Origin of the sequence: Rhodococcus sp. IEGM 1241, from assembly GCF_033142365.1 — a bacterium.
Taxonomy (GTDB): domain Bacteria; phylum Actinomycetota; class Actinomycetes; order Mycobacteriales; family Mycobacteriaceae; genus Rhodococcus_F; species Rhodococcus_F erythropolis.
Genome location: NZ_JAWLSE010000005.1, coordinates 553,995 through 580,162 on the forward strand (window position 1 = coordinate 553,995; position 26,168 = coordinate 580,162).

24 protein-coding genes and 1 tRNA gene are annotated in these 26,168 nt (G+C 63.8%); 16 read left to right on the top strand and 9 right to left on the bottom strand.

The window, feature by feature from the left end:
• Positions 1-97: 97 nt before the first annotated feature.
• A complete protein-coding gene (gene mshC, locus R4P70_RS23765) occupies positions 98-1,339 on the bottom strand; it encodes a cysteine--1-D-myo-inosityl 2-amino-2-deoxy-alpha-D-glucopyranoside ligase (protein ID WP_020969678.1) in 1,242 nt (413 codons plus the stop codon).
• A gap of 10 nt (positions 1,340-1,349) precedes the next feature.
• Positions 1,350-3,539: an MMPL family transporter gene (locus R4P70_RS23770; protein ID WP_019748535.1), complete on the bottom strand. Its 2,190-nt coding sequence runs from the start codon at positions 3,537-3,539 to the stop codon at positions 1,350-1,352.
• 30 nt (positions 3,540-3,569) lie between these two features.
• On the opposite strand from R4P70_RS23770, the gene R4P70_RS23775 reads away from it, so the two are divergent.
• On the top strand, positions 3,570-4,031 hold the full coding sequence (locus tag R4P70_RS23775; RefSeq protein ID WP_003946187.1) for a MarR family winged helix-turn-helix transcriptional regulator: 462 nt from the start codon (positions 3,570-3,572) through the stop codon (positions 4,029-4,031).
• Here R4P70_RS23775 and R4P70_RS23780 read toward each other — a convergent pair.
• From R4P70_RS23780 to R4P70_RS23795, 4 genes are read right to left on the bottom strand one after another with little or no spacing between them, the layout of a single operon-like run.
• On the bottom strand, positions 4,028-4,834 hold the full coding sequence (locus tag R4P70_RS23780; RefSeq protein WP_019748536.1) for an SCO1664 family protein: 807 nt from the start codon (positions 4,832-4,834) through the stop codon (positions 4,028-4,030). The genes R4P70_RS23775 and R4P70_RS23780 overlap by 4 nt on opposite strands.
• 4 nt (positions 4,835-4,838) lie before the next feature.
• Positions 4,839-5,438 carry a DUF3090 domain-containing protein gene (locus R4P70_RS23785; protein WP_019748537.1) on the bottom strand — a complete coding sequence of 200 codons (600 nt, stop codon included), beginning with the start codon at positions 5,436-5,438 and terminating at the stop codon, positions 4,839-4,841.
• Positions 5,439-5,493: 55 nt separating this feature from the next.
• Entirely contained in the window at positions 5,494-6,189 is a 696-nt protein-coding gene (locus R4P70_RS23790; RefSeq protein ID WP_019748538.1) for a histidine phosphatase family protein, read from the bottom strand.
• Positions 6,190-6,247: 58 nt separating this feature from the next.
• Complete coding sequence (locus R4P70_RS23795; RefSeq protein WP_019748539.1) at positions 6,248-7,093, bottom strand: undecaprenyl-diphosphate phosphatase; 846 nt, start codon at positions 7,091-7,093, stop codon at positions 6,248-6,250.
• A gap of 228 nt (positions 7,094-7,321) precedes the next feature.
• On the opposite strand from R4P70_RS23795, the gene R4P70_RS23800 reads away from it, so the two are divergent.
• The 5 genes from R4P70_RS23800 (at position 7,322) to R4P70_RS23820 (ending at position 12,061) form a co-directional block, all read left to right on the top strand.
• On the top strand, positions 7,322-8,257 hold the full coding sequence (locus R4P70_RS23800) for an aldo/keto reductase (RefSeq protein ID WP_003946175.1): 936 nt from the start codon (positions 7,322-7,324) through the stop codon (positions 8,255-8,257).
• 92 nt (positions 8,258-8,349) lie between these two features.
• Positions 8,350-9,036: a heme oxygenase (biliverdin-producing) gene (locus R4P70_RS23805; protein WP_003946162.1), complete on the top strand. Its 687-nt coding sequence runs from the start codon at positions 8,350-8,352 to the stop codon at positions 9,034-9,036.
• A complete protein-coding gene (locus R4P70_RS23810; protein ID WP_019748542.1) occupies positions 9,033-10,040 on the top strand; it encodes a hemin ABC transporter substrate-binding protein in 1,008 nt (335 codons plus the stop codon). The genes R4P70_RS23805 and R4P70_RS23810 overlap by 4 nt, the downstream gene beginning before the upstream one ends.
• A 63-nt stretch (positions 10,041-10,103) precedes the next feature.
• Positions 10,104-11,201 (top strand): FecCD family ABC transporter permease, encoded by a 1,098-nt coding sequence (locus tag R4P70_RS23815; protein WP_020907826.1) that lies wholly within the window; start codon positions 10,104-10,106, stop codon positions 11,199-11,201.
• Complete coding sequence (locus R4P70_RS23820) at positions 11,198-12,061, top strand: heme ABC transporter ATP-binding protein (RefSeq protein WP_317832080.1); 864 nt, start codon at positions 11,198-11,200, stop codon at positions 12,059-12,061. The genes R4P70_RS23815 and R4P70_RS23820 overlap by 4 nt, the downstream gene beginning before the upstream one ends.
• Here R4P70_RS23820 and R4P70_RS23825 read toward each other — a convergent pair.
• Positions 12,042-12,464 (bottom strand): hypothetical protein, encoded by a 423-nt coding sequence (locus R4P70_RS23825; RefSeq protein WP_317832082.1) that lies wholly within the window; start codon positions 12,462-12,464, stop codon positions 12,042-12,044. The genes R4P70_RS23820 and R4P70_RS23825 overlap by 20 nt on opposite strands.
• A 183-nt stretch (positions 12,465-12,647) precedes the next feature.
• Here R4P70_RS23825 and R4P70_RS23830 point away from each other — a divergent pair, with 183 nt between their 5' ends.
• The 3 genes from R4P70_RS23830 (at position 12,648) to R4P70_RS23840 (ending at position 15,067) form a co-directional block, all read left to right on the top strand.
• A complete protein-coding gene (locus R4P70_RS23830) occupies positions 12,648-13,673 on the top strand; it encodes a hypothetical protein (RefSeq protein WP_317832084.1) in 1,026 nt (341 codons plus the stop codon).
• Entirely contained in the window at positions 13,673-13,921 is a 249-nt protein-coding gene (locus R4P70_RS23835) for a DUF5703 family protein (protein ID WP_003946171.1), read from the top strand. The genes R4P70_RS23830 and R4P70_RS23835 overlap by 1 nt, the downstream gene beginning before the upstream one ends.
• A gap of 75 nt (positions 13,922-13,996) precedes the next feature.
• Entirely contained in the window at positions 13,997-15,067 is a 1,071-nt protein-coding gene (locus tag R4P70_RS23840; RefSeq protein WP_317832086.1) for a quinone-dependent dihydroorotate dehydrogenase, read from the top strand.
• Positions 15,068-15,125: 58 nt separating this feature from the next.
• Here R4P70_RS23840 and R4P70_RS23845 read toward each other — a convergent pair whose 3' ends face one another.
• Both R4P70_RS23845 and R4P70_RS23850 read right to left on the bottom strand, forming a co-directional pair.
• On the bottom strand, positions 15,126-15,662 hold the full coding sequence (locus tag R4P70_RS23845; RefSeq protein WP_317832088.1) for a YbhB/YbcL family Raf kinase inhibitor-like protein: 537 nt from the start codon (positions 15,660-15,662) through the stop codon (positions 15,126-15,128).
• A gap of 65 nt (positions 15,663-15,727) precedes the next feature.
• The gene (locus R4P70_RS23850; RefSeq protein ID WP_003946170.1) at positions 15,728-17,080 is read right to left on the bottom strand and encodes a M20/M25/M40 family metallo-hydrolase; all 1,353 of its coding nucleotides are present in this window, start codon (positions 17,078-17,080) and stop codon (positions 15,728-15,730) included.
• 118 nt (positions 17,081-17,198) lie between these two features.
• Here R4P70_RS23850 and R4P70_RS23855 point away from each other — a divergent pair.
• From R4P70_RS23855 to R4P70_RS23885, 7 genes are all read left to right on the top strand, one after another.
• Positions 17,199-17,284: transfer RNA gene (locus tag R4P70_RS23855), tRNA-Leu, on the top strand.
• Positions 17,285-17,392: 108 nt separating this feature from the next.
• Positions 17,393-18,934, top strand: coding sequence for an SDR family NAD(P)-dependent oxidoreductase (locus R4P70_RS23860; RefSeq protein WP_074447104.1), 1,542 nt, complete (start codon positions 17,393-17,395; stop codon positions 18,932-18,934).
• 157 nt (positions 18,935-19,091) lie between these two features.
• Entirely contained in the window at positions 19,092-19,523 is a 432-nt protein-coding gene (locus R4P70_RS23865) for a universal stress protein (protein ID WP_020723653.1), read from the top strand.
• Between the two features lie 44 nt (positions 19,524-19,567).
• Positions 19,568-20,818, top strand: a complete 1,251-nt coding sequence (locus R4P70_RS23870; protein ID WP_317832091.1) for a saccharopine dehydrogenase family protein — start codon at positions 19,568-19,570, stop codon at positions 20,816-20,818.
• A gap of 152 nt (positions 20,819-20,970) precedes the next feature.
• Positions 20,971-23,154, top strand: a complete 2,184-nt coding sequence (locus tag R4P70_RS23875) for a malate synthase G (protein ID WP_019748551.1) — start codon at positions 20,971-20,973, stop codon at positions 23,152-23,154.
• Between the two features lie 159 nt (positions 23,155-23,313).
• Entirely contained in the window at positions 23,314-25,008 is a 1,695-nt protein-coding gene (locus tag R4P70_RS23880) for a VWA domain-containing protein (RefSeq protein WP_317832094.1), read from the top strand.
• Positions 25,008-26,156, top strand: a complete 1,149-nt coding sequence (locus R4P70_RS23885; protein ID WP_317832096.1) for a metallophosphoesterase — start codon at positions 25,008-25,010, stop codon at positions 26,154-26,156. Before R4P70_RS23880 ends, R4P70_RS23885 begins: the two co-directional genes overlap by 1 nt.
• The last annotated feature ends 12 nt before the right edge of the window (positions 26,157-26,168 follow it).

Sequence of the window (26,168 nt, forward strand, 5' to 3'; positions counted from 1 at the left end):
CCACACCAACCAACCACAGACACACACCAAACACAAAACCACACACCCAACCCAAAAAAAAACCCCCCCACTAAAAAAACCCCCCCACAGCAGGGGTTCAGCGAAGCGAAATACCCAGCAGGGCGTCGACGGCATCGGCGAACTCGCCGGGTGCCTGCGTGTCGGATCCGCCGCCCTCGATGGCGCGCCGTGCCCAACCGTCGAGCGCGTCGAGCGCCTTCGGAGTGTCGAGATCGTCGGCCAAATGCTGACGCAACCGCGCAACAGTGTCGGTGGCTGACGGCGCGGAATCGAGAGCCGCTGCCTCGCGCCATACCTTCAGACGCGACTGAGCATCCTCGAGGACCTGATCGGTCCACGCGCGATCCTGGCGGTAGTGGCCGGAGAGCAATCCGAGACGAATTGCTGCGGGATCGACCCCTTCACCGCGCAGTTTCGAGACGAAGACGAGGTTTCCGCGACTCTTCGACATCTTCTCGCCGTCGAGGCCGATCATGCCCGTGTGCACGTAGTGCCGCGCGAAACGGCGATCACCCGTTGCCGATTCGGCATGTGCTGCCGAGAACTCGTGGTGCGGGAAGATCAGGTCGCTGCCACCGCCCTGGACGTCGAAGCCGGAGCCGATGCGGTTGAGCGCAATGGCCGCGCACTCGATGTGCCAACCGGGGCGCCCCGGCCCGAAGGGTGAGGGCCACGAAGGCTCGCCCGGACGCTCCGCCCGCCAGACGAGAGCGTCGAGCGGATTGCGCTTTCCGACGCGATCGGGATCTCCGCCGCGTTCGGCAAAGAACTTCTCCATCGTCGCGCGGTCGTAGCCCGACTCGTAGCCGAACTGCTCGGTCGCGTCGGCGCGGAAGTAGACGTCGGGGAACTCGGCGTCGTCGACAATGTACGCGGCGCCGGACGCCACGAATTTCTCCACCAACTCGACTACTTCGTTCACCGATTCGACGGCGCCGATGTAGTCCTTCGGCGGAAGCACGCGCAGCGCTTCCATGTCCTCCCGGAAGAGCGCGGTCTCACGCATGCCGAGGACGATCCAGTCCTCGCCGTCGCGATTGGCGCGCTCGAACAGCGGGTCGTCCACGTCGGTCACGTTCTGGACGTAATGGACGTCGTGTCCGGCGTCGCGCCAGATGCGGTTCACGAGGTCGAACGTGAGGTAGGTGGCCGCGTGACCGAGGTGGGTGGCGTCGTACGGGGTGATGCCGCAGACGTACATCGTCGCTTTCTTGCCCGGGGTGACGGGGCGAACCTGACGGTCGGCTGTGTCGTACAGCCGCAACGGCGGCCCCTGACCGGGAACGGACGGGAGTGCGGTATCGGACCAAGACTGCATGCTGCCGAGCCTAGTGGAGACTGCTCTGAGGCTGGGAAGGTGCTGGCTGATCCTGCTCCGGTTCGGGCGTCGACGCGAGCTTGCTCGGCCACCAGATCTTCTGACCGATGTCGTAGGTCAGGGCCGGGACCAGCAAGGATCGGACGATCAGAGCGTCGAGCAGGACACCGAACGCCACGATGAACGCGATCTGCGCGAGGAACAACAGCGGGATCACCGCCAACGCCGAGAAGGTTGCTGCCAGAACAACTCCGGCAGACGTGATCACCCCGCCGGTCACGGTGAGTCCCCGCAGCGCACCCGCCCGAGTGCCGATCTTCAGCGCTTCCTCACGCACCCTCGTCATGAGGAAGATGTTGTAGTCGATTCCCAGAGCCACGAGGAACACGAACGCAAACAGCGGGACCACTGGATCCGCGCCGGGGAACCCGAAGACGTGGTCGAACACCAGCGACGAAATGCCCAGTGTCGCAGCAAACGAGAGCACAACGGTGCCCATGAGAAGCAGCGGTGCGAGAAGCGAACGCAGCAACAGGGAGAGAATCACGAACACCACGATGATCACCACGGGAATGATGAGTGTCCGGTCCCGTGTCGAGGTGGTCTTCGTATCGAGGTCGGTCGCAGTGACGCCACCGACCAACGCGTCGGCGCCGTCCACGGAGTGAACTGCATCACGTAGTCGCACGATGGTGTCTTCGGCCTCGAGTGAGTCGGCAGCGTCAGTCAACGTCGCCTGCAGGGAGACTCGTCCGTCGACAACCAGTGGGGCTCCCCCGTTCTGTACGACGCTTACGTCGCTGACGCCCTCCACGCGACTGGCTGCCGCAACGGCGTCCACCTGGTCCGCATTCGCGATGACCACGGCCGGTGAACCCGAACCCGCGTCGAAGTGCTCGCCGAGAATCTCCTGGCCTGCAACCGAATCGACGTCGAGCAAGAAGATGTCGGACGAAGAGACGCCGCTGGCTTTGAACTGCGGCATCATCAGCGCGAAGATCACAAGCACCAGCGTCGACGCCACCCAGAAGCGGCGCGGGTGCCTACCGATTCGAGCAGCGAGCCCGGCCCAGAACCGGTGATCGTTCGCCTCGTCGTGGTGCTCGCGGTCGGCGTCGAACTTCGGCTTGGTCGGCCAGTACGCAGTCCGCCCGAACAGAACGAGGACAGCAGGTAGGAACGTCATCGATGCGAGGAAGGACGCGGCGATACCGATGGCGGCCACCGGACCGAGTCCGCGGTTCGAGTTCAGGTCGGAGAGCAACAGGCACAGAACGCCCGCGATGACCGTTCCGGCAGACGCCGCGACGGGTTCGAGCGTCGCGCGCCACGCAGTCCGCATTGCTGCGTACTTGTCCTTCTCGATCCGCAATTCTTCCCGGTAGCGAGAGACCAGAAGCAGCGCGTAGTCGGTGGCGGCACCGAACACGAGGATGAACAGGATGCCCTGGCTCTGGCCGTTCAGTGCGATGACGTCCGCGTCGGCGAGCAGATACACGAGCAAGCTCGACAATCCGAGTGCGAAGATCGCCGAAAAGATCACCACGAACGGCAGGATCGGGCTCCGGTAGACGATGATCAGGATCAGGATCACGACCGATCCGGCTACCAACAACAGCAGTCCGTCGATACCGGCGAATGCTGCCGACAGATCCGCAACCTGCCCAGCGGGGCCGGTGACCTTGACTGTCAGTCCGTCAGGGCTCGACTCCAGCGCCGCGCGCAGCGCTTTCACGCTGTCCTTGACCTCGAGGGTGCTGTCGACCGGCAGGAACATCTGCAACGCCTGGCCGTCGGCCGACGGGATCGGCGGCGATGACGCGTCACCGAATCCCTCGGTACCGACAAACGAATCGACGGTCTGGGACAGGAAGGTGGAGTCGGTGGGCTCGAGGCCACCTGGTCGTTCCGCCACGACGATGGCCGGCACGAAGCGGGTGTCCGTGAAGCTCTCTTGAAGCTTTGCCACCTCGGTGGCTTCGGCCGACGCCGGCAGGAACGACGTGTTGTCGTTCTGCTGCACGGTGCTGAGCTTTCCGGCGAACGGGCCGCCGAATCCTCCGATTGCCAGCCAGCCGATGACGAGGAGAGCTGGCACAATCCATCGAAGGCGACGAACAGGACGATTTTGTACTGGTGTGCTCACTGGGTCTCCAGGGATCGGCAGCAGAGAGGACTTGCCGACTATTTTGTTCAGCATGCTGAGTAATTGCAAACGGAAGGCAAAAACATGAGCAGCGACGGCCTGGACGACTGGCCAACCGGCCGGCTGTTGTCCACCGCTGCGCGCCTGGTAGAGCACTCATGGGAGAAGGTTCTGCGGTCTCAGGACATGACGCACGCGGGCCTGATCGTGCTCCACTCGATCGCCGGTGGGGCGGCATCTCAACGCGACATCGCGAAGAACGCCCGCGTCACCGATCAAACGATGAGCCGCACGATCGACCGTCTCGAACGAGCGGGTTACGTCACGCGTGACACCGATCCGCGGGACGAGCGCCGGCGCGTGATCGCGATAACCGACGCCGGAAGACTGACGTACGAGCGACTACTGACGCTCGAGAAGGAAGATGCGGCGTTGACCGTCGGCGTCGGGGACGTCGCCGCGCTGCGCGAACAACTACTGCGATTGGTTCGCTCACCCGGATTGAAGACGGCAACTCGCGAACAGCAGGAAACGTCTCGAGACTAGAAAGCCGGCCAGGGAATCGTTCGATGGCCGTTCGGTTCGGGCATTACCGCGGACTCGGCGAACTGCATCGCCCGGACCGCCAAGGCCACGATTTCCTCTTCGGTGATCAGTTCGGACAACTCGTCCCCGAGATCTCCATCGAGAGTTGTCGCGAATTCGGCGACGTCGGCGATCAAAGCACCGGGTACGGGCTGCCCCGCCCACCCCCACAACACGGTCCGCAGCTTGTTCTCCGAGTGAAGACAGATTCCGTGATCAACGCCGTACACCGAGCCGTCGACGCCTTCGAGGGCGTGACCACCTTTGCGGTCGGCGTTGTTGATGAGGACGTCCAGAACGGCCATTCGCTGCAGCCGTGGATCGTCCGCATGGATCAGAGAGACTGGTTCGCCCTCCGAGTCGAAGGCCTGCAGGACCTCGAACCACCCTGGCGGAACATTGCCGGGACTGCACAGGTCGACCATCTCGAGTCCGCCAGATCCATCCGCGCGGCGATCGACGGTGTCAATCCAGCGCTGCACCATGCCTGTCCCGAAAGGGCCGTCCCGCAACACTGTTCGCGGAATCACTCCCCAGCCCAGCGCCTCGGACACGCGGTACGACGCAACCTCACGCCCGGCCAGAGTGCCGTCCGGGAAATCCCACAGTGGGCGTTCACCCCGCACCGGTTTGTAGACCACACGGGTGGACTGCTCCCCCAGAGTCGACTCGCACACTAGCGTGGCGTTGCTTGCCGTGGTGATCTGGCCGATCAGGGTCAGATCTCCCTCGAGCAGAACGTCCGGCACTCCAGGTTCGGACACGACGTCAGACCTCGTCGTCGTCTGCGTCGTCGATCGCAAAACCGAAGGACTCGCCGCGCCGGTATCCGTTGGTTCGGATGCACACGTGCCCCTCGGGCGCCAGCGGCTCACCACACAGAGGGCATGGCGCGCGTCCCGCCGCGATGACGCGTTCGGATCGGAGCGAGAATTCGCGCGCTTGTTCCGGGGTCAGGAACACACGGACCGCGTCCGGACCGTCGTCGGCGTCGTCGAGGACAACCGATTCGTCGAACTCCGTCTCGCTGACGGCAAGCAACTCCACGACGACCGCACCGGCATCGGCGTCCCAACCGAGCCCCATCGTGCCGACCCGGAACTCCGCGTCGAGCGGTGTGACCAGCGGGCTGAGATCGGAGACATCGTCGGCCTGCGGCGGAACCTCGGTTCCGAAGCGTCGATGTACCTCTTCGAGGAGAAGGCCCATGCGATCGGCGAGGACCTGAACCTGCTGCTTCTCGAGCAGCACACTCACCACCCGTGAATCGTGCACGGCTTGGAGATAGAAAGACCTGTCACCGGGCTCGCCCACCGTTCCTGCGACAAATCGGTCAGGAGTGCGAAATACGTGAATCGCGCGCGACATTGCACCTCCTCGAGTTCGAGCAGAACATCACTGAATACCCATTATCCGTCACAGCTCACGCACCGACCTCTCCACCGGGGACGGACTCCTGCGCGGGAGCCGAACCGTTGGTCGCGGTCTTCGCTGCACTGATCGCTGCGAGCACGTCTCCGGTGTCGTTGACTCGAAGAACGAACGGCAGTGTGGCCGTGTAGCGAATCACGCTGACCGAGGCCGGCTCGGCGACGATCCGCTGGAACGAATCGAGGTGCATCGCAAACGCGTCGGCGAGAACCGATTTGATGACGTCACCGTGTGTGCAGGCGATCCAGACGACGTCCTTGCCGTGCTCTTCGGCCAGCCGTGCATCGTGCTCTCGGATCGCGGCAACGGCTCGCGCCTGTACCTGGGCCAGCCCTTCACCGCCGGGAAAGACTGCGCCGGAAGCGTGGCGCTGCACCACTTTCCAGAGCGGTTCTTCCAACAGCTCCTTGAGCGGGCGACCCGTCCAGTCGCCGTAATCGACCTCGATCAGGCGATCCTCGACCACCGGCGTCAGACCACGGTCGACGGCAATGGGGCCGACCGTCTGCTCGCACCGCAACAGCGGCGAGCGGACGATCTCCGCGATGTCCAGACCGACCAGCCGATCGACGACGCCTTCGGCCTGTTTCCGGCCGTGGTCGTCGAGTTCCACACCCGGCGTTCGACCGGCCAAGGTATGGGCAGTGTTGGACGTCGACCGCCCGTGCCGCAGTAGGACAACTGTCATTCCACAACCCTAATGGGGCGGTGGCCGCACGGACGGGTGGTCGACGTCGAAACGGGCTCTATGTCGCGGACACGACCCCTGTGGCCAGCAGCGCAAGGACGACTACGCCGAGAGCGATTCTGTATCCCACGAACCAGTACATGGAGTGATCGACAACAAATCGAAGCAGCCAGGCGATCGCTGCGTAACCGACCGCGAAGGCGATGACGGTTGCCACCAGCAACTGCGGACCGCTCGCGTTCAGACCCTCACCGGCCGGCTCGAAGGCATCCGGGAGGCTGAACAAACCGGAGGCGAGAACCGCCGGGATCGCCAGCAGGAACGAGTAACGAGCTGCGGCCTCACGGGTGAGTCCGAGGAAAAGACCGGCGCTGATCGTGCCACCCGAACGTGAGACACCCGGGATGAGCGCTAGCGCCTGAGCCGAACCCATGATGATGCCGTCGCGCGCTGTGAGCGATTCGATCGGGCGCGTCTTGCGTCCGTAGTACTCGGCAGCGGCGATGACGAGCGCGAACACGATCAACATCGTGGCAATCAGCCACAGATTGCGTGCGCCGGTACGGATCTGGTCTTTGAACAGAAACCCGAGGATGCCGACCGGAATGGTACCGATGATGACGTACCAGCCCATCCGGTAATCGAGATCGCCCCGGTGCTCGGCATTGAACACACCCCGGAACCAGGCAGTGATGATCCTCACGATGTCGCGAGCGAAGTAGATCAACACCGCAAGTTCGGTGCCGAGCTGCGTCACCGCGGTGAACGACGCACCGGCGTCACTGCCGAAGAATATCTCCGACACGATTCGCAAATGTCCGGAAGACGAGATGGGCAAGAACTCGGTCAATCCCTGCACGAGGCCCAGGATCACGGCCTGGAGCCAGGTCATCGCTTCGCCCATCACTCACCGATCCCGGCTGATTCGAATGGGGTTACTGCACACAGGTTTCGTGTGTCGGGTTCACGTTTCACCGGCGCCACGCTACCGGGGCCCACGGCGCCGCGCCGCGCCCGGCACGTCCGTGTCCGAATACCCCGACTCGAGGCGAGCGCCTACTAGTCTGCACGTGGTGAGATCTCTCGGGTGCCGCACTTGCGCACACGAGTCGGGCGCGAGATGCAGGCGGTTATGAAGCACAGATCTGTCGGAACGAGCGGACTTCGGGTCTCGCGACTTGGGCTCGGCACACTGACATGGGGACGCGACACCGACGGCGACGAGGCTGCGGCGCAGCTGCTCGCCTTCGCCGAGGCCGGCGGAACCTTGGTCGACACCTCGCCCGCGTACGGCGCCGGTGCGGCGCAACGGATCCTCGCCGAGTTACTCGACGACGTCGTTCCACGTGACGAACTCATCATCAGCTCGAGCGCCGGCATCGATCCCACTCCGATCGGCACCGACCGCGTCGACTGCTCGCGGCGCGGATTGCTCCGCCAGCTCGACGCGACTCTTCGTGAACTCGGAACCGACTTCCTCGACATGTGGCAGGTCGCAACCTGGGATCCGCTCACGCCCGTCGACGAGGTTGCAGCAACCCTCGACTACGCGGTCTCGAGCGGCAAGGTGCGGTATGTGGGCGTGCGCGGCTACCTCGGCTGGCAGCTCGCGACGGCCGTCGGAGCCGGTGGCGCAACAACACTCGCCGCGACGCAGGCCGAGTACTCGTTGCTCGCGCGCGGCGTCGAGGAAGAATTGTTCGCAGCGGCGGCCCACCACGGCGTCGGAGTCTTCGCCGCAGTACCCCTGGCGGGCGGTGTTCTGACCGGCAAGTACCGCGACGGCATTCCCGTCGATTCCCGCGGCGCCGACGAAGCACATTCGCAAGATGTACAGAGCTATCTGACCGATTCCTCGATCCGGGTGGTCGACGCCGTCGTTACCGCCGCCGACGGTCTGGGTACTTCCCCACTGGCGGTGGCACTGGCCTGGGCGCGCGATCGCGCCGGGGTGGCCAGCGCCGTCGTCGGCACGCGGGATCTCGCCCAGTTGACAGGAGTACTGGCAACCGAAGAATTGGAACTTCCGAAAGCGATTGCCGCGGCTCTCGACGATGTGAGCGCTTGATCTGTCCCGCTGATCGAAATACCGAAGGTATCGTGTTGGCGAGGGCAGGCTAACCTAGTAGGCAACGCTTGACTACAGCCTCAGGAGAATCAATGACCACGCTCGACGTAGACAGCCTTTCCGCAGACGCAGGCCCCGCCTTCTCCGAACGAATCAAGACCGAGACGGACGCAGCACACCGCGAGACGGAGCAGTCCCGATTCGTAGGCGCGCTTCTCGGCGGTGAGCTGACCACGGCTGGCTACGCCGCTCTTCTGGGACAGACGTACCTCGTCTACACGAGCCTCGAAGAGGCCGGCCGCACACACGCCGACAACGAGTTGGTCGCTCCGTTCCTGTCCGAGGATCTGTTGCGGGTGGCTTCGCTCGAAGCCGATCTCGAGTTCCTCGGCGGACCGAACTGGCGCGACGAACTCGTGGCCTTGCCGGCAACCGAGCGTTACATCGCCCGCCTGAAGGAAGTGGCGTTCGATTGGCCCGCCGGCTTCGTCGCACATCACTACCTGCGATACATGGGTGACCTCTCGGGCGGACAGATCATCCGCCGGATGCTCGAGCGCGCCTACGGATTCGAGACCGACGGACTTCGCTTCTACATCTTCGAAGGCATCCCCAAGCCGAAGCCTTTCAAGGACGACTACCGCTCGAATCTGGATGCGCTGCAGATTCCGGCCGAAGAACAGCAGCGTTTCATCGACGAGGTGAATCTGGCGTACCGCCTCAACGGTGACCTGTTCGCCGACCTCGAAGGCGACATCGAGAGCTACCTCGTCAAATGATGAAGCGCTTGGCCGCGGCGGCACTGGTCGCAGCAGCCGGTTTCGGTCTGGTGGCTTGCGGATCCAGCGACAACTCCACGACATCTCAGGGTGCCCGGACCGCAGTACTCGAAGATTCCAGCCCGGTTCCCGTGTCCGACAACCCGACCGCAACGCTGCCCGTGACGGTGAAGAGCTTCGACGGCGTCGACGTGACCATCACCGACAACAGCCGGATCGTTGCGGCCGACCGCTACGGGACGCTCGCAACGACAACGGTGGCGCTCGGCCTCGGTGACAACCTTGTCGGCCGCGACACCGCCGCCAAGTTCCCCGCGGTCGCGGACGTACCGGTTGTCACGGTCGGCGGCCAATCGCTCAATACCGAAGCCATCCTCGATTTGAATCCCACCGTGGTTCTCACTGACACGAGCATCGGGCCCAAGAGCGTCCAGGATCAGTTGCGCGCCGCCGGTGTTCCCGTGGTGTTCTTCGACCCGACCCGAACCCTCGAAGGTGTGCCGGGGCAGATCCAAGCAGTCGCCGACGCGCTCGGCGTTCCGGCCCAGGGCGCAGCGCTGATCGATCGAACCGAATCGGAGATCGCTGCTGCGCGCGATCTGGTTCCCAACGACGGCGATCCACTGAAGATCGCGTTCCTCTACATGCGCGGATCGGCCATCACCATGATCGGCGGTGAAGGTTCGGGTGCCGATTCCTTGATCGAGGCCCTCGGCGCCACAGATGCGGGTACCGCCTCGGGCATCACACAACAGTTCGTACCCATCACCAGCGAAGCGCTCATCGCCGCAGCGCCTGACGCCCTGCTGATGATGACGGACGGATTGGCATCGATCGGCGGAATCGACGGCCTCGAAAAGGTCCCTGGCATCGCTCAGACGCCGGCCGGAAAGAACAAACGAGTAGTCGACATGGAGGACGGTGTCCTGCTCAGCTTCGGGCCGAACACCGGACGCGTCATGGCGGCACTCGCCGAAGCGATCTACGAGCCCGGTGGATCGTGAGCAAAGATTTGTGAGTGCTGATTCGTGAGTACAGAAACAGGTAGTTCCGAAGCAGGTAAGTCTGTGTCCGCAGCCGAGGATTCACATGACGTCGGGGGCGCCGACAAGTCGGCGTCTGGCCCCGCGTCGCGGTCGCGGGTGAGTGCGGTTCTGGTCAGCTTGACTCTCGCCCTGGTGATCGTCGCAGTGCTGTCGGCGTGCATCGGTCAAGTTCCGACATCGCCTCTCGAGGTTTTGGGCAGCATCCTGCACCGCATCGGACTCGATCTCGGTCCGATGCCCGCCCATCCCAGCGGTGAAGTGACTTTGTGGGAGGTTCGTTTCCCCCGCGTCGTGCTCGCCATCTGTGTCGGCGCGGCGCTGGGATGTTCCGGTGCGCTCCTGCAGGGTGTGTTCTCCAATCCACTCGCGGAGCCCGGGGTGATCGGAGTGTCCGCGGGCGCTGCAGTTGGCGCGAGCGCTGTCATCGTCGTCGGCGGCACGTTCGTGGCCGGCTGGGCCGTTGCTGCGGCGGCGTTCGTCGCCGGGCTGTTCACCACCGCGGCGGTCTACCTGCTTGCGCGCCACGAAGGCCGAACCGAAGTAGTGACATTGGTGCTGACCGGCGTCGCGATCAATGCGTTCGCCGGCGGACTCATCGCGTTCTTCACCTTCGTCGCCAGCCCGTCCGCTCGCGATCAGATCGTGTTCTGGCAACTCGGCTCACTCAACGGAGCGTCGTGGAATGCCGTCATGATCGTGGCGCCGATGACCGTTGTCGGAATTGCCGCGACGGTCATGATCGCTCCGCGTCTGGACCTTCTCGCACTCGGTGAACATGCAGCTCGTCACCTGGGTGTCAACGTCGAACGGCTGCGCCAGTTCGCGGTTCTGATCGTCGCTCTCCTGGTCTCGGCGAGTGTTGCCTTCACCGGCATCATCCTCTTCGTCGGACTGATCGTTCCGCACCTGATGCGCATTCTTGTCGGCCCCGGCCACCGCGCGCTGATTCCGGCGAGCGCCCTTGCCGGCGCACTGGTTCTGCTTGTCGCAGATCTCGGCTCGCGGTCGCTGATCGACAACGCAGACCTGCCCCTCGGAATGCTGACCGCTCTGGTTGGCGGCCCCTTCTTCTTCTGGCTTCTCCGACGAACACGCGCGCAACAGGGCGGGTGGGCATGAGCAGCCTCGTAAGAAACTGGCGCGAACTGTTCGGCCACGTCACCCCCGAACCGGAAAGCCCTGGCGTCGGTGATGTCACCCTCGAAGCGCGCGACATCACCGTCGAACGCGGTGGTCGACACATTCTCGAAGGCGTATCCATCGAAGTCCGGGCAGGCGAGCTCGTCGTCCTCGTCGGACCGAACGGCGCCGGTAAGTCGACTCTTCTTGCGGCGTTGGCCGGTGATCAGCCCGTCATCGCTGGGCGGGTGGTCGTCGAAGGCACTGACCTCACTCAGTGGTCGCCGATCGACATGGCGCGCCGACGCGCGGTGCTCCCCCAGAAACACACCATCGGATTTTCGTTCAGCGCTCGCCAGGTCGTTCGCATGGGACGTGCGCCATGGGCCGGAACTCGCCGAGAAGACCGCGACGGCGCTGCTATCACCGCAGCGATGAAGACCTGCGATGTCGAGGGGTTCGCCAATCGGCCGTTCGCCGTGCTGTCCGGTGGCGAGCAGGCGCGGGTCGCTCTTGCCCGGGTACTGGCACAGGAAACGTCGACCATCCTGCTGGACGAGCCGACTGCAGCACTCGATCTCGGACACCAGGAAGTGGTGATGTCCGTGGCGCGCGCTCGCGCTGCGGACGGCGATGCCGTCGTCGTCGTTTTGCACGATCTCGCGTTGGCAGCGGCGTATGCCGACCGAATCGTCGTACTCGAGAATGGACGCATCGCCGCCGACGGTCCCCCGGAATCGGTGCTGCACGAAGACCTTCTGACCCGCGTCTATGGTTATCCGGTCGAGGTGTTCCCGCATCCGACAACCGGAGCAACGCTGGTCATCCCACGCCGAGAATTCACCGAACAGAATCGATGATCGATCCCAGCCTGTTCAGGACTGCTCTCACCGTCGGCAGGCTGCGACCCTCGCCCTGACGAACGCCGTCACCGACGTCCGGATGTGACCAATCAGTCTCGGTCGAGAGAACTGCGTCGCGGACCACACCGGCGATGCTTCGCTCGTCGGTCAGATCGATGTCGGTGACCGATCGCTCCGCCGTGGCGACAACGTCCGAAGGGGTCGGCACACTGTGCTCGCAGTATTCGCCGTAAACCTCGACGAACAGCACGCTCTTGCGTACGCGGAACGCGAAAGTTCGACCGTCGGACCTGCCGAAACCGTGTGCATGAGCGCCGACGGTGAGGTCCTCGATCTCGAAGCCCGACCGCGCCGGTTCGGGCGGCTGTGCGCCGGAATCGGTGGGTTCTGTGGGAATCACAATGATCTCCTCGGTGATTGCAGCGTCAACCGCAACCGCTGTTCGTACGGTATCGCGTCAAGGGTGTGAGCGGAATGGTCGGTAGTTCCTCGACGCGATGAACGGCGCCCGACTGCGATCAGGGATGATCGATGACAGTCGCACTGCGTGAAGAACAGATGACAAGAAAACGAGGAACTACACATGGCTCGCCTAGGGATCCGCACCACTGCAGCAGCAATGGGGGCGGCGGTTCTGCTGGTCACAGGATGTTCTTCCGGAGATGGCGGAGACGACCTCATCACGATCGATCCCGCTACGGCAGCGGTCTCACCGGCCACCACCAGCACCCCGGACGGCGTGGTTCACCCGTATTCAGGTCTGATCGATTCCATCACACTCGACCCGATCACGCGCAGCGCTGTTCTGGTTGCCAACGACCCACGATCGGTGCTGGTCGTTCCTTCGGACAGTTTGGCCGGCGCCGACCCCGCCTCCGCAGGTCGTCCGATAGCTCTGGATTCAGACGTACGCGACGTTTCGATCGGCTCCGACGGTAGCGCTCTGCTGGCGATGGATCGCCAGGTAGTGAAGCTGAATCTGACATCGGGCGAACAGACGTCCATACCGGTCGACGGCCAGGCGAACTCCGCGGTCGAGCTGACCGACGGCCGCATCGCGATCGGCACGGACAATGGTTCAGTTCACATCGTCGACCCGAAGACCGATCAGTCACAGACGGTTTCGGGGTTTGCATCCGTCGACGAACTTGCGGTTACCGGCGACAACCTGAGCGCCCTCGATCACCGTCAGACCTCGCTGACGGCGATCAATCTCGAAGACGGCAAACTCGGCGTCGCTCTTCGCGCCGGTGAGGGCGCAACTCATCTGGCCACCGATCGCTTCGGACGCATCCTTGTCACCGACACCACCGGCAACGAACTGCTCGTCTTCACTGCCGATCCGCTCCTGATGCACCAGCGCTACCCCGTCGGCGAGTCGCCTTACGCCGTCGCCTACGACGAGACCGCGGATCGGGTGTGGGTGACACTGACGGCGACCAACGAAGTGGTCGGCTTCGATCTGTCGTCCGGCATCCCCGTGGAGACCGGACGGTTCAAGACGGTGCGACAGCCGAATTCGTTGGCCGTAGACTCTTCCAACGGCAATCTGATCGTCGGATCAGCAACCGGTGACGGGCTGCAGGTCATCCCGTCACGGGAGAACTGATGGAAAAGCGTACGCGCGGGATCCCCGCGCAGTGGGAGACGTCGGACGACAAGTTCGACTACGTGCCGCTCCGGCTACCGCCGAACGTTTCGCGGGTCACGGCGTCGATGCGCCTGGCGATCTCCGCCGAGTTCGGCGGGTGGGAACTCTCCCGAGTCCGTCTCTACCCCGACGGCAGTCGTCGCGTGCTCCTCAAGCGAAAGAAGACGCCGCTGCACGTGACCGATCCGGACGGCATTCAGCACTGATCGTTCAACAGACGACCAGAACCCGCCGCTATCGAAACCGCTGACAAAATCACACCATCGAAGAGCTGGAGAATCGTGTACCAACTGCTGCTGAGCCTGATGTTCCGAGTCCCACCGGAACGCATCCACCACATTGCCTTCACCGCGATGAAACTGGTGACACAGTTCGCTCCCCTTCGCTGGCTGGTCGCAAAAGTCCTTGTCGTCGACGACCCGGTTCTGCGCAGTCAGGCTTTCGGTCTGACGTTCCCGGCACCTCTCGGCCTTGCCGCAGGATTCGACAAGGACGCCACCGGAGTCGACGCCTGGGGCCCGTTGGGATTCGGTTTCGCCGAGGTCGGAACAGTGACGGCCCAAGCTCAGCCCGGTAACCCCGCGCCGCGTCTCTTCCGACTTCCGGCCGACCGCGCTCTGATCAACCGAATGGGCTTCAACAACCACGGCGCTGGTCACGCGGCGAATTTCCTGCGACAGCGCCGCGTCACGGTGCCGATCGGTGCCAACATCGGCAAGACCAAGATCGTCGAAGCTGCCGACGCCGCTGCCGATTACACCGCCAGCGCCCAGCTTCTGGGTCCGCTGGCCGACTTCATGGTCGTGAATGTCAGCTCGCCGAACACGCCCGGACTCCGTGATCTGCAGGCCGTCGAATCTCTGCGCCCGATCCTGCAGGCCGTGCTCGACACCGTCAGCGTGCCGGTACTGGTGAAGATCGCGCCCGATCTCTCGGACGAGGACGTCGACGCTGTCGCCGATCTGGCAGTCGAACTCGGGCTTGCCGGAATCGTCGCGACCAACACCACGATCCGCCGCGACGGTTTGAAGACCCCGGATGCCGAGGTAGCTGCACTCGGCGCTGGCGGGCTGTCCGGTGCACCGGTGGCCGACCGCTCGCTCGAGGTGCTCCGGCGCCTGTACGCCCGAGTCGGCGACAAGATGACCATCATCTCGGTCGGCGGTATCGAGACAGCCGACCAGGCGTGGGAACGCATCCTCGCCGGCGCGACGCTGGTGCAGGGGTACACCGGCTTCATCTACGGCGGACCGTTCTGGGCTCGCAGCATCCACAAGGGCATAGCCAAGCGGGTCCGCGCAGCCGGTTTCTCGTCGATCGCCCAGGCAGTGGGAGCTGAAAATCCTCGCTAGAGAGTGCTGTGCGCCTTTATTAACCGCCCGCGGTTAATAAAGGCGCACAGCAAAGTGACTATTCGACCTCGAACGTCCCGGTCAGGGTTGCACGCGCGATCGCGTGATGGAACACGTTGAAACCGAGGAACGCCGGCGACGAGTCAGGGGTGACTCCGTCGAGCGTCTCCACGTCGAGGGCATGCACCGCCACGATGTAGCGATGCGGACCGTGCCCGGGAGGCGGGCCTGCGCCGATGAAACCGAACCCGCCACCGTCGTGGCGGAGGGTGACGGTTCCGGCAGGCAGGACATCGCTGTCCGCCGCGCCGGCACCGGCCGGGAGTTCGGTGAAGGAAGCGGGGATGTTCGCCACGGCCCAGTGCCAGAATCCTGACGCCGTCGGTGCGTCCGGATCGAACACCGTCACCACGAAGCTCTTCGTCTCGGCCGGAAAGCCGGACCACGAGAGCTGCGGTGAGATGTCTTCGCCACCGGGAACACCGAAAGCTCCACTGGCCTGAGCAAGCTTCAGCGGCTGGCCCGCAGTGATGTCGTCACTGGTCAGCTCGAAACTCGGCAACTTCGGCAATGGTTCGTACGGATCGTGCGCCATGCGAATCCTTTCTGTGACAAGAGAGCTCGATGTGCGTCGAGCTCACGGATCTATCTACGTGCTCGTCAGGAATTGAGCAGGAAATGTTCCAGAACACGTGTCCCGAACAGTAGTGCGTCCACCGGAACTCGCTCGTCGACGCCGTGGAACAGCGCACTGAAATCGAGCTCGGGCGGCAACTGCAAAGGTGCGAAGCCGAAGCAGCGAATGCCCAGTTTCGCGAATGCCTTCGCGTCGGTTCCGCCGGAGAGCATGTACGGAACTGTGCGAGCCTCCGGATCGTGGGCGAGGATCGCCTCGTTCATGGCGTCGACGAGGTGGCCGTCGAACGTTGTTTCGTACGAATCCAGCTTGGTGATCCACTCGCGGGTCACGTCGGGGCCGATCAGCTGGTCCACCGTGCGCTCGAATTCGGCCTGACGTCCCGGCAGCACGCGGCAGTCGAAGACTGCCTCGGCAGTCTGCGGAATGACGTTCGCCTTGTATCCAGCCTTGAGCATCGTCGGGTTCGCCGTGTCACGGAACGTCGCCCCGATGATGTTGGCGATCGTCCCCAGCTTCGCGAGAGTCCCGTCGATGTCGGGTGATCCCGGATCGAAGTCCAATCCGGTCTCTTCGCCGACGGCGGTGAGGAACTCGGCAACCGAATCCGAGATCACGATCGGGAACTGATGAGCAGCGAGTCTCGAGACCGCGCCGGCGAGTGTCGCGACTGCGTTGTCGTCGTGGAGGAAGGAGCCGTGCCCGGCACGTCCCTTGGCCGTCAGACGCATCCAACCGAGGCCCTTTTCCGCAGTCTCCACGAGGTAGAGCCTGCGGTCGGTTCCGTCGGGCCGCGGAACCGTCAGCGAGAAACCGCCCACCTCACCGACGGCTTCGGTCACTCCCTCGAACAGATCCGGGCGGTGCTCGACCAGCCACTGGCATCCGTACTTGCCGCCCGCTTCCTCGTCCGCCACGAAGGCGAACACCAGATCACGCGGCGGTACGACGCCTTCCGCCTTGAACTGTCTGGCGAGGGCCAGGATCATCCCGACCATGTCCTTCATGTCCACGGCTCCGCGCCCCCAGACGTAACCGTCCTGGACAGTGCCGGCAAAGGGATGGACGCTCCAGTCGGCGGGCTCGGCCGGAACGACATCGAGGTGACCGTGAAGCATCAATGCACCTCGACCCGACTCAGCTCCCTTCAAGCGAGCAAAGACGTTCCCGCGGCCGGGCGCACCGGACTCGACGTATTCCGTCTCGTAGCCGACTTCTTGAAGCTGCGCGGCAACCCACTCCGCGCACGCACGCTCACCCTTGGTGGTTTCGAGTTCTCCCGTGTTCGAGGTGTCGAAGCGGATGAGAGAACTGACCAGTTCGACTACTTCTGCTTCGGCTCTGCTCGGATTCGGATTATTCGGGGTTGTGGTCATTCCACTTTCCTACCATCGAATCAAGCGACGCGGGCGACCGGAATGCCCCGCAACCTGGCGATTTGGGGCAGCACACCTAATCGGATACTCTTTCCCAGCACCGAGAAATCGGGGCCGAGTCCGAGTGGCGGAATGGCAGACGCGCTAGCTTGAGGTGCTAGTGTCCTATTAACGGACGTGGGGGTTCAAGTCCCCCCTCGGACACTCTGTGTTGAGACAGACAGGAAAAGCTCCGGTTCATCGAACCGGAGCTTTTCTCGTAATTGGCGAAGTTCCCGCACCAGGGAACAGTCCGCGCGAGCGGCGATCGAGATGGAACAGAAGTTCGAAGTGGATACAGACACCAAGAAGTCGGATGCACTGCAGGCAGATTCGCTGGAAACAGCCGATTCAGAATCTGCTCGAGCCGAACTCACCGGCCTCGACCCCGCAGAACTCGAAATCTGCCTGAAGGTCCTTTCCGAAGCCGCCGAACTCGACGACGAGCATCCCGATTCGATCACCATGCAGCGCGCTGTCGGCCATCTGTTCAAGCGACTCAAGAAGAAGCGCCGCCTCGCCTCGCGCGCAGCCGTCAACGAAGCGGACCGCCAAGTAGTCGCCGCGACTGCCACAGGTTCACCCGATCGCATCGACGACGAGACCGCAGGCATTCCGATCAAGTCGAACACCGCGGGCGCTTCCGCCGGCACACTCATCAAGGCGCGACCGTGCTACATCTGCAAGCAGCGCTACACCGCAGTCGACGCCTTCTACCACCAACTGTGCCCCGATTGCGCTGCCACCAGCCGCAGCAAACGTGATGCGAGCACTGATCTGACCGGCCGACGCGCACTTCTGACCGGCGGCCGCGCGAAGATCGGTATGTACATCGCGCTGCGCCTGCTGCGTGACGGCGCGCATCTGACCATCACGACGCGATTCCCCAACGACGCGATCCGCCGATTCAAGGCGATGGAAGACAGCAACGACTGGATTCACCGTCTGCGCATCGTCGGCATCGACCTCCGCGACCCCGCCCAGGTTGTTGCACTCGCGGATTCCGTTGCCGCACAGGGTCCGCTCGACATCCTGATCAACAACGCCGCGCAGACCGTCCGACGCTCCCCCGGTGCCTACGGCGCTCTGGTTGACGCCGAGTCCGGAGCACTGCCCGCCGGTGAACTCCCTGATGTCCTGACCTTCGGCAAGACGAGCGACGCCCACCCCGCGGCTCTGGCCGGATCGCTGTCGGACGTCGCAAGCATCACCTCCGGAAATCTCTCCGCCGACGCGGTCAGTTCACTCGCACTCGTCGCCAAGTCGGCTTCACCCGATCGCATCGAGCAAGGCATCGCCATCGACGCCGGCGGGCTGCTGCCGGACCTCGCGCACACCAACAGTTGGGTCCAGACCGTCGAGGAAGTCGATCCGATCGAGCTTCTCGAAGTCCAGCTCTGCAACTCGGTCGCGCCCTTCATCCTCGTTTCACGCCTGCGCCCGTCGATGGCCGCGGCAGCTGCGCGACGCAAGTACGTCGTGAATGTCTCCGCCATGGAAGGCCAGTTCAGCCGCGCATACAAGGGCCCTGGCCACCCGCACACCAACATGGCCAAGGCAGCACTGAACATGCTGACCCGCACCAGCTCCAAGGAAATGCTCGACGACGGCATCCTCATGACCGCCGTCGACACCGGCTGGATCACCGACGAACGCCCGCACTTCACCAAGATGCGGTTGGCCGACGAAGGTTTCCACGCGCCGCTCGACCTTGTCGACGGTGCAGCCCGCGTCTACGACCCCATCGTTCAGGGCGAGTTGGGCGTCGACCTGCACGGCTGCTTCCTCAAGGATTACAAACCCTCGCCGTGGTGATGGGCGGCACCCCGTAGTGGTGACAGGCAGCACCTAGGCGCCCCGATGTGGCGATCTCGTCACCGCCAAACCCCCGTGTCGAGTAGCTCAATTCAGGTAGGGCACAGCATTGCAGGCGATAATGGACTGCGAACCTGCTCACCGACTCGGAGGAACCATGACGATCGCCGTCGTACACAAGGACAGCCCGGAAGGCCGCGCCGCAATCGTGGCCGCCGCACGGGAATCCGTGGGTCGAAGCGAGGAACTGCTGGTTCTGCACGTCCTGGACGATGTCAACATCGGGGACACGGCCGACACCGGAGACACCGAGGACGATCGGGCCGCTCTTCGCGGCGAGATTCAGTCAGCGCTCGACGCCGGTGGATTCTCGGAGACGAAGTGGGATCTGCGCACCACCGAGCACGACGGCGATCCGGTGACCGCGCTCGTGAACCTGGTCCACGGCGCGGGTGTCGATCTCCTGATCGTCGGAACACGCCGGATGTCCCCCATCGGCAAGTTCCTCCTCGAACGCCCGCTGCAGCGTCTCCTGCTCGAAGTGGAGGCTCCGATCCTCGTCGTCAAGGAACCCCTCCCTGCTGAGTGACCTCGGTCACATAACTTTCGAGTGCGCGTTTGTAGGCTGGCTCCATGACTGGAACCTCGCCCGCCCGAGAACTCGACATCATCGTCTACGGAGCGAGCGGCTTCGTCGGAAAGCTACTCGCCGACTACCTCGTCAAACATGCTCCCGAAGGCACGAAAATCGGCCTCGGTGGCCGCTCCCTCGCGAAGTTGGCAGCCACTCGCGCCGATCTGGGTACCGCCGCGGCCGATCTCCCCCTGATCATCGCCGACGCCGACGACGCCACCGCATTGAAGGCGCTCGCGCAGCGAACTCGGGTCGTCGCCACCACGGTCGGCCCGTACGCCAAGTACGGTCACACCCTTGTTCACGAATGCGCCTCCGCCGGAACTCATTACGTCGACCTCACCGGTGAGGTGCTGTTCCACCGCGAGAGCATCGACGCCAACCATGAGCTGGCGGTCTCGACCGGCGCAAAGATCGTCCATTCCTGCGGATTCGATTCCATCCCTTCCGATCTCGGAGTTCACGTCCTCCACGAGAAGGTCACTGCCGACGGCGCCGGTGAGCTCACCGACACAACGCTGGTGGTCACGGCGCTGCGCGGCGGCGTGAGCGGTGGCACGATCGATTCGCTTCGCAATCAGATCGACGTGTCGAAAGACGATGCGCGCCTGCGGAAACTCGCGGCCTCGCCGTATTCATTGAGCCCCGATCGTGACCGGGAGCCCGACCTCGGACGACAGAGCGACGTGAGCGTGGTCGACGGCAAGAAGATCGATCCGTCGTTGAAGGGTTGGAAGGCACCGTTCGTGATGGCGTCGTACAACACACGAGTCGTCCGTCGCAGCAATGCGCTCCGAGAGTGGGCGTACGGCAAGAAGTTCAAGTACAGCGAGGTGATGAGTGTCGGTTCCTCGGTGGTGTCACCGGTAATCGCGGGCGGTGTCGCAGTCGGCCTCGGCGCGCTGGTCGCCGGACTCGCTCTTCCTCCGACGCGTTTCCTTCTCGACAAGGTATTGCCTGCGCCCGGCGAGGGCCCGAGCGAGAGCACCCAGAAGAAGGGGCACTTCACGCTCGATGTGTTCACCACGACCACGACCGGCGCTCGATACACCTCACGAGTGAAGGCGAAGGGCGACCCGGGATACAGCGCGACGGCGGTAATGCTCGGCGAATCTGCGTTGTCATTGGCGAAGGACCACAAGGATCTCCCCGCGGCCACCGGCGTATTGACTCCATCGACAGCGCTCGGCGACGTCCTGGTCGAGCGTCTAACCAAGGCCGGTTTCGAGATTTCCGCGCGCAAACTCTAGACAGAACGAATTTCACTTGATCGTTTCAGCTCTTCGCGCCCGATTATCGCAGCTCAGGGCGCGGACAGCGGTGGGAATACTCCCAGGTAACATTGATGTTGGTTCATGGCATCCATATGTGGTGCTCCGCTTTCGGAAAAGTGAGGCTATTCATGACTGAGCGCGTTCAGGTCGGCAGTCTTCAGGTTGCCAAGGTTCTCTACGACTTCGTGGTCGAGGAGGCTCTTCCCGGCACCGGTGTAGACGCCGAGACGTTCTGGGCCGGCGCCGACAAGGTCATCACCGAGCTCGCACCGAAGAACCGCGATTTGCTTGCCAAGCGTGACGATCTGCAGGCTCAGATCGATCAGTGGCATCGCGATCATGCCGGCGCTCCCATCGACGCTGCCGCATACAAGGCGTTCCTGCAGGAGATCGGCTACCTCTTGCCGACGCCTGCCGAGTTCTCGGTCACCACCGCGAACGTCGACACCGAGATCACCTCGACGGCCGGCCCGCAGTTGGTCGTGCCGATCCTCAACGCGCGCTTCGCTCTCAACGCGTCCAACGCCCGCTGGGGTTCGTTGTACGACGCGCTGTACGGCACCAACGCCATCTCGGAGGAGAACGGCGCCGAGAAGGGTTCCGGCTACAACAAGGTCCGAGGCGACAAGGTCATCGCCTGGGCGCGTGAATTCCTCGACGCGGCAGCACCTCTCGCGTCGGGGTCGCATGCAGATTCGACCAAGTACGTGATCGACGGCAGTGAACTGAAGATCACGTTGGCAGACGGTACGGTCACCACCCTCGCCCAGCCGGAGAAGTTCGTCGGCTACCTCGGCGAGAAGGACGCACCGACGAGCATCCTGCTGCTCAACAACGGATTGCACGCCGAGATCCAGATCGACGCGTCCTCCCCGATCGGCAGCACCGACGCCGCCGGTGTCAAGGACGTCGTTCTCGAATCGGCCGTCACCACGATCATGGACTTCGAGGACTCGGTCGCCGCTGTCGACGCCGACGACAAGGTTGTCGGTTACCGGAACTGGTTGGGCCTCAATCGCGGTGATCTGTCCGAGGAGATCAAGAAGGGCGCCAAGTCCTTCACTCGTACGCTCAACGGCGACCGTAAGTACACCGCCGTCGACGGCAGCGAACTCAGCCTGCACGGTCGTTCGCTCCTGTTCGTCCGCAACGTCGGTCACCTCATGACCAACCCCGCGATCCTCGATGCCGACGGCAACGAGGTCCCCGAGGGCATTCTCGACGCTTTGATCACGAGCACCTGTGCAGTGCACGGCCTCTCGATCAGTGACGCCAACGGCCCGCTCGACAACAGCCGCACCGGCTCGATCTACATCGTCAAGCCCAAGCAGCACGGCCCCGAGGAAGTTGCCTTCACCACCGAACTGTTCGGCCGCGTCGAGCAGGTCCTCGGGCTTCCCGAGAACACGCTCAAGGTCGGCATCATGGACGAGGAGCGTCGCACGACAGTCAACCTCGCTGCCTGCATCAAGGAAGCCGTCGACCGCGTCGTGTTCATCAACACCGGCTTCCTCGACCGCACCGGCGACGAGATCCACACCTCCATGGAAGCCGGCGCGATGGTGCGCAAGGCCGAGATGAAGAAGCAGAAGTGGATCGGTGCCTACGAGGACTGGAACGTCGACACCGGACTGGCCTGCGGCCTGCAGGGCAAGGCGCAGATCGGCAAGGGCATGTGGGCCATGACCGAGCTGATGGCAGACATGCTCGAGCAGAAGATCGGCCACCCCAAGGCCGGCGCCAACACCGCGTGGGTTCCTTCGCCGACCGGCGCAACGCTGCACGCGACGCACTACCACCGCGTCGACGTGTTCGCTGTTCAGGACAGCCTGAAGGGCAAGCCGCGTGCGAGCGTCGACGACATCCTGACCATCCCGCTCGCTCCCAGCACCGACTGGACGGACGCGGAGAAGAAGGAAGAGCTCGACAACAACTGCCAGTCCATCCTCGGCTACGTCGTCCGCTGGATCGACGCGGGTGTCGGCTGCTCCAAGGTTCCCGACATCCACGATGTCGCGCTCATGGAGGACCGCGCCACCCTGCGCATCTCGAGCCAGCTGCTCGCCAACTGGCTGCGTCACGGCATCGTCAGCGAGAGCGACGTTGTCAGTGCACTCGAGCGCATGGCCCCGGTTGTCGACCGTCAGAACGAGGGCGACGCCGAGTACCGCAACATGGCACCTGATTTCGATTCCAACATCGCGTTCCAGGCTGCCAAGGAACTCATCCTCGAAGGCGCGAAGCAGCCCAGCGGATACACGGAGCCGATCCTGCATCGCCGCCGCCGCGAGTACAAGGCTGCCAACGCCTGATTTCACCTTCTTCGAACTCGAAGCTGAACCCGAACAGCCTCGGCACCGCTACCGGTGTCGAGGCTGTTCGCGTAGGCCCCGAAGATTCGTCACTAGACTGGCCGAGGACACAGTCCGTTCAGCAGATATTCTTCGAGTGACCAAGGTAGGGCAAGGTACGTGGGCGAACATCGCGGCGGGTCAGGCGCCAGAGGTATCAGCAAGGGGCCGATTCTCGTCGTCGTGCTGATCGTCTTGATCGTTGCAGGCTTCTTCGGGTGGAAGGCCCTCAGCAACCGGATCGACGATCAGGGCCAGCAGGCAGCAGGTACGTGCGTCGAAGGCAACAAGACACTCGACGTCACCGCGGATCCGTCCATCGCCCCACAGATCGAGGAACTGGCCAAGCGGTACACCCAGACCTCTCCGGTCGTGCGCGATCACTGCATCGCCGTCGTGGTGCACGGTGCGCCGTCCGCGTCGGTCTCGACGGCACTCGAAGCCGGTCCGGCGGCATCCTGGGACGACGCAGCATTGGGACCGCGTCCCTCCCTGTGGATCCCGACGAGCTCGTTCGAACTCGCGCCGCTGGCGGGCAAGGCCGTGATCAACGGTGATCCCCGCTCGCTCGCGAGTTCCCCGATCGTTCTGGCAGCCGGTCCCGAGACCGCGGCAGCATTGGCCGGCGCCGCATCGAGTTGGAAGACATTGCCTTCCGATCTGACGGTCGCCCTGCCGGTCGGAAGTACCGAAACCTCGATGGCCGCACAGGCGATCGCTGCCGACGTCGCCGATGCGGGTGCCGGTCCGGTCACGACGGATCAGGTGAAGTCCGCGCAGGTCAACGCTGCGCTCAGTCCGCGGGCGTTGCAGTTCCAATCCTTGCCGACTCCCCCGACGTCCACCGCCGAAGCCCTCGGAGCACTGAGCGCCGGAACACCGGATTCGGTGAAAGCCGTTCCGGCCACGGAACAGTCGATAGCGCAGAGCGCGAACGCGGCGATGACGACGTACTCCCCCGCCGGCGCAACGCCAGTCGCGGACTATCCGGCGGTCATCGTCTCGGGCAGCGGGATCGACGAAACCGCCTCGCGCGCAGCGGCGCAGTTTGCCGATTTCATGCGTGAGCCGAATCAGTCACAGTTGTTCGTCGGCGCCGGTTTCCGGGTCGAGGGTCAAGATCTTCCCGATCTCGGTGCGGTGTCTCCGGCCAAGATCTCGTCCACGTTGAAACCGGCTTCGGCCGAAACCGCAGCTGCGCTCGGTGACATCGTCGCCAATCCGGTCTCTCCGCGTAGTGCCACCATCCTGATGGACACGTCGGCGTCGATGGGTACCGACGACGGTGGCACTACCCGCTTGGCGAACGTTGCCGCGGCAGTGAACACGCAATTGGGTCGCAGCCCTGACGCTTCGGACATCGGCCTTCGCGAGTTCAGCACGGGCACCGACGGAAAACCGTCCGAGCGCATCCTGGTTCCGGGCGGTTCACTGTCCGAGCCGAATCGGCGTGCCACCATCACAGATTTCCTCAACGGGCTTCGAGCCGGCGGAAAGACCTCCAAGTACCCGGCGCTTGCCAGTTCGTACAAAGCCGCGGTTGACGGTTTCGACGCGGGACGAGTCAACTCGGTGCTGCTGATCACCTCGAGTACACCTGACGAATCCACCACGACGCGAGCCGAACTGCTCAGCGCGATCGCCGCTGCGGGCAATCCGTCGCGTCCGGTACAGGTCGACGTGATCGTCGTCGGTGCGGGCGACGACGTCTCCACACTCCAAGACGTCTCGGATCGGACCGGCGGAACCTTGGTTCGCGTCGATTCGACGTCCGACCCCGCTCTCGCGGCCACAGTGACCAAGATGCTGTCCTGATGGGGCGCGTCGCGGTTTTTGCAATCCTTCTCGCCCTTCTGACCTGGTTCCTGCACCGCCGACTCGTTCGCGCCACCGGCATCCCGAGGCGATGGGCTCGTCTTGCCGACACTGCGCTTGTCGTCTTGGCGGTCTCGACGCTCATCGGGGTCGGCAGCGGCGAAATCTTCCCGACGTCCTGGGCGCGACCGATCGGATTTCTCGGATGGGTCTGGCTGGCTTCGTGGCTGTACCTGATTCCCGGACTGCTCGTGATCGGCCTGCTTGCCGGGATCAGTCGACTACGTGCACGCCGCACGGATACCACGACCGAAGTCGACCCGGCCAAGCGTCGTACGTTGCAGTTGGCTACAGCAGCAGTCACTCTCGCGGCGATCGGCACCGCCGGCTACGGCGTCTACGAGGCGTCGGGCCCCAAGATTTCACGCGTCCGCGTGCCGCTTGCTCGCCTACCTGAGGGCTTCAACGGATACCGGATCGCCTTGATCACCGACCTGCACGTGGGACCGGCCCGCGGGGTCGACTTCACCCGCAAGGTGGTCGAGATCGTGAACTCGCAGAATGTCGATATGATCGCGATCGGCGGCGATCTCGTGGACGGCACCGTCGCAAAAGTTGCTCCCGATCTTGCTCCGCTCGCCGATCTTCAGGCGCCGGACGGAATCTTCGGAGTCAGCGGAAACCACGAGTTCTACGCGGACGACGGCGGCAAATGGCTCGACGTGTGGGAAACATTGGGGATCACCACACTTCGCAACAGTCGCGCCTCGATCCAGCATGACGGCGACACCATCGACATCGTGGGCATCCACGACTACACGTCGCCGGCCCCGTACGAGCCGAACCTTACTGCCGCGCTCGCAGGTCGCGATGCGAATACTTTCGCCTTGCTTCTCGCGCACGAACCGCGTCAAGCGATCGAGGCGTCCGAGATGGGTATCGATCTGCAGCTGTCCGGGCACACTCACGGCGGTCAGATGTGGCCGCTGAGGTATCTCGTTCCGCTGCAGCAGCCTTCGGTGCAAGGCTTGGACAAGGTCGGAAACACAGTGCTGTACACGACGCGTGGCGCCGGGGCTTGGGGCCCGCCGGTACGCGTCGGCGCACCGCCGGAGATCACCGTTCTCGAACTCGTACGCGAGAGGTGATGATCTCCGGCG

Excerpts from the sequence above, each read along its gene's own strand:
- mshC (WP_020969678.1), bottom strand. The coding sequence starts at position 1,339 with ATGCAGTCTTGGTCCGATACCGCACTCCCGTCCGTTCCCGGTCAGGGG.
- R4P70_RS23770 (WP_019748535.1), bottom strand. The coding sequence starts at position 3,539 with ATGCTGAACAAAATAGTCGGCAAGTCCTCTCTGCTGCCGATCCCTGGA.
- R4P70_RS23775 (WP_003946187.1), top strand. The coding sequence starts at position 3,570 with ATGAGCAGCGACGGCCTGGACGACTGGCCAACCGGCCGGCTGTTGTCC.
- R4P70_RS23785 (WP_019748537.1), bottom strand. The coding sequence starts at position 5,438 with ATGTCGCGCGCGATTCACGTATTTCGCACTCCTGACCGATTTGTCGCA.
- R4P70_RS23790 (WP_019748538.1), bottom strand. The coding sequence starts at position 6,189 with ATGACAGTTGTCCTACTGCGGCACGGGCGGTCGACGTCCAACACTGCC.
- R4P70_RS23795 (WP_019748539.1), bottom strand. The coding sequence starts at position 7,093 with ATGGGCGAAGCGATGACCTGGCTCCAGGCCGTGATCCTGGGCCTCGTG.
- R4P70_RS23800 (WP_003946175.1), top strand. The coding sequence starts at position 7,322 with ATGAAGCACAGATCTGTCGGAACGAGCGGACTTCGGGTCTCGCGACTT.
- R4P70_RS23805 (WP_003946162.1), top strand. The coding sequence starts at position 8,350 with ATGACCACGCTCGACGTAGACAGCCTTTCCGCAGACGCAGGCCCCGCC.
- R4P70_RS23810 (WP_019748542.1), top strand. The coding sequence starts at position 9,033 with ATGATGAAGCGCTTGGCCGCGGCGGCACTGGTCGCAGCAGCCGGTTTC.
- R4P70_RS23820 (WP_317832080.1), top strand. The coding sequence starts at position 11,198 with ATGAGCAGCCTCGTAAGAAACTGGCGCGAACTGTTCGGCCACGTCACC.
- R4P70_RS23830 (WP_317832084.1), top strand. The coding sequence starts at position 12,648 with ATGGCTCGCCTAGGGATCCGCACCACTGCAGCAGCAATGGGGGCGGCG.
- R4P70_RS23835 (WP_003946171.1), top strand. The coding sequence starts at position 13,673 with ATGGAAAAGCGTACGCGCGGGATCCCCGCGCAGTGGGAGACGTCGGAC.
- R4P70_RS23845 (WP_317832088.1), bottom strand. The coding sequence starts at position 15,662 with ATGGCGCACGATCCGTACGAACCATTGCCGAAGTTGCCGAGTTTCGAG.
- R4P70_RS23850 (WP_003946170.1), bottom strand. The coding sequence starts at position 17,080 with ATGACCACAACCCCGAATAATCCGAATCCGAGCAGAGCCGAAGCAGAA.
- R4P70_RS23860 (WP_074447104.1), top strand. The coding sequence starts at position 17,393 with ATGGAACAGAAGTTCGAAGTGGATACAGACACCAAGAAGTCGGATGCA.
- R4P70_RS23865 (WP_020723653.1), top strand. The coding sequence starts at position 19,092 with ATGACGATCGCCGTCGTACACAAGGACAGCCCGGAAGGCCGCGCCGCA.
- R4P70_RS23870 (WP_317832091.1), top strand. The coding sequence starts at position 19,568 with ATGACTGGAACCTCGCCCGCCCGAGAACTCGACATCATCGTCTACGGA.
- R4P70_RS23875 (WP_019748551.1), top strand. The coding sequence starts at position 20,971 with ATGACTGAGCGCGTTCAGGTCGGCAGTCTTCAGGTTGCCAAGGTTCTC.
- R4P70_RS23885 (WP_317832096.1), top strand. The coding sequence starts at position 25,008 with ATGGGGCGCGTCGCGGTTTTTGCAATCCTTCTCGCCCTTCTGACCTGG.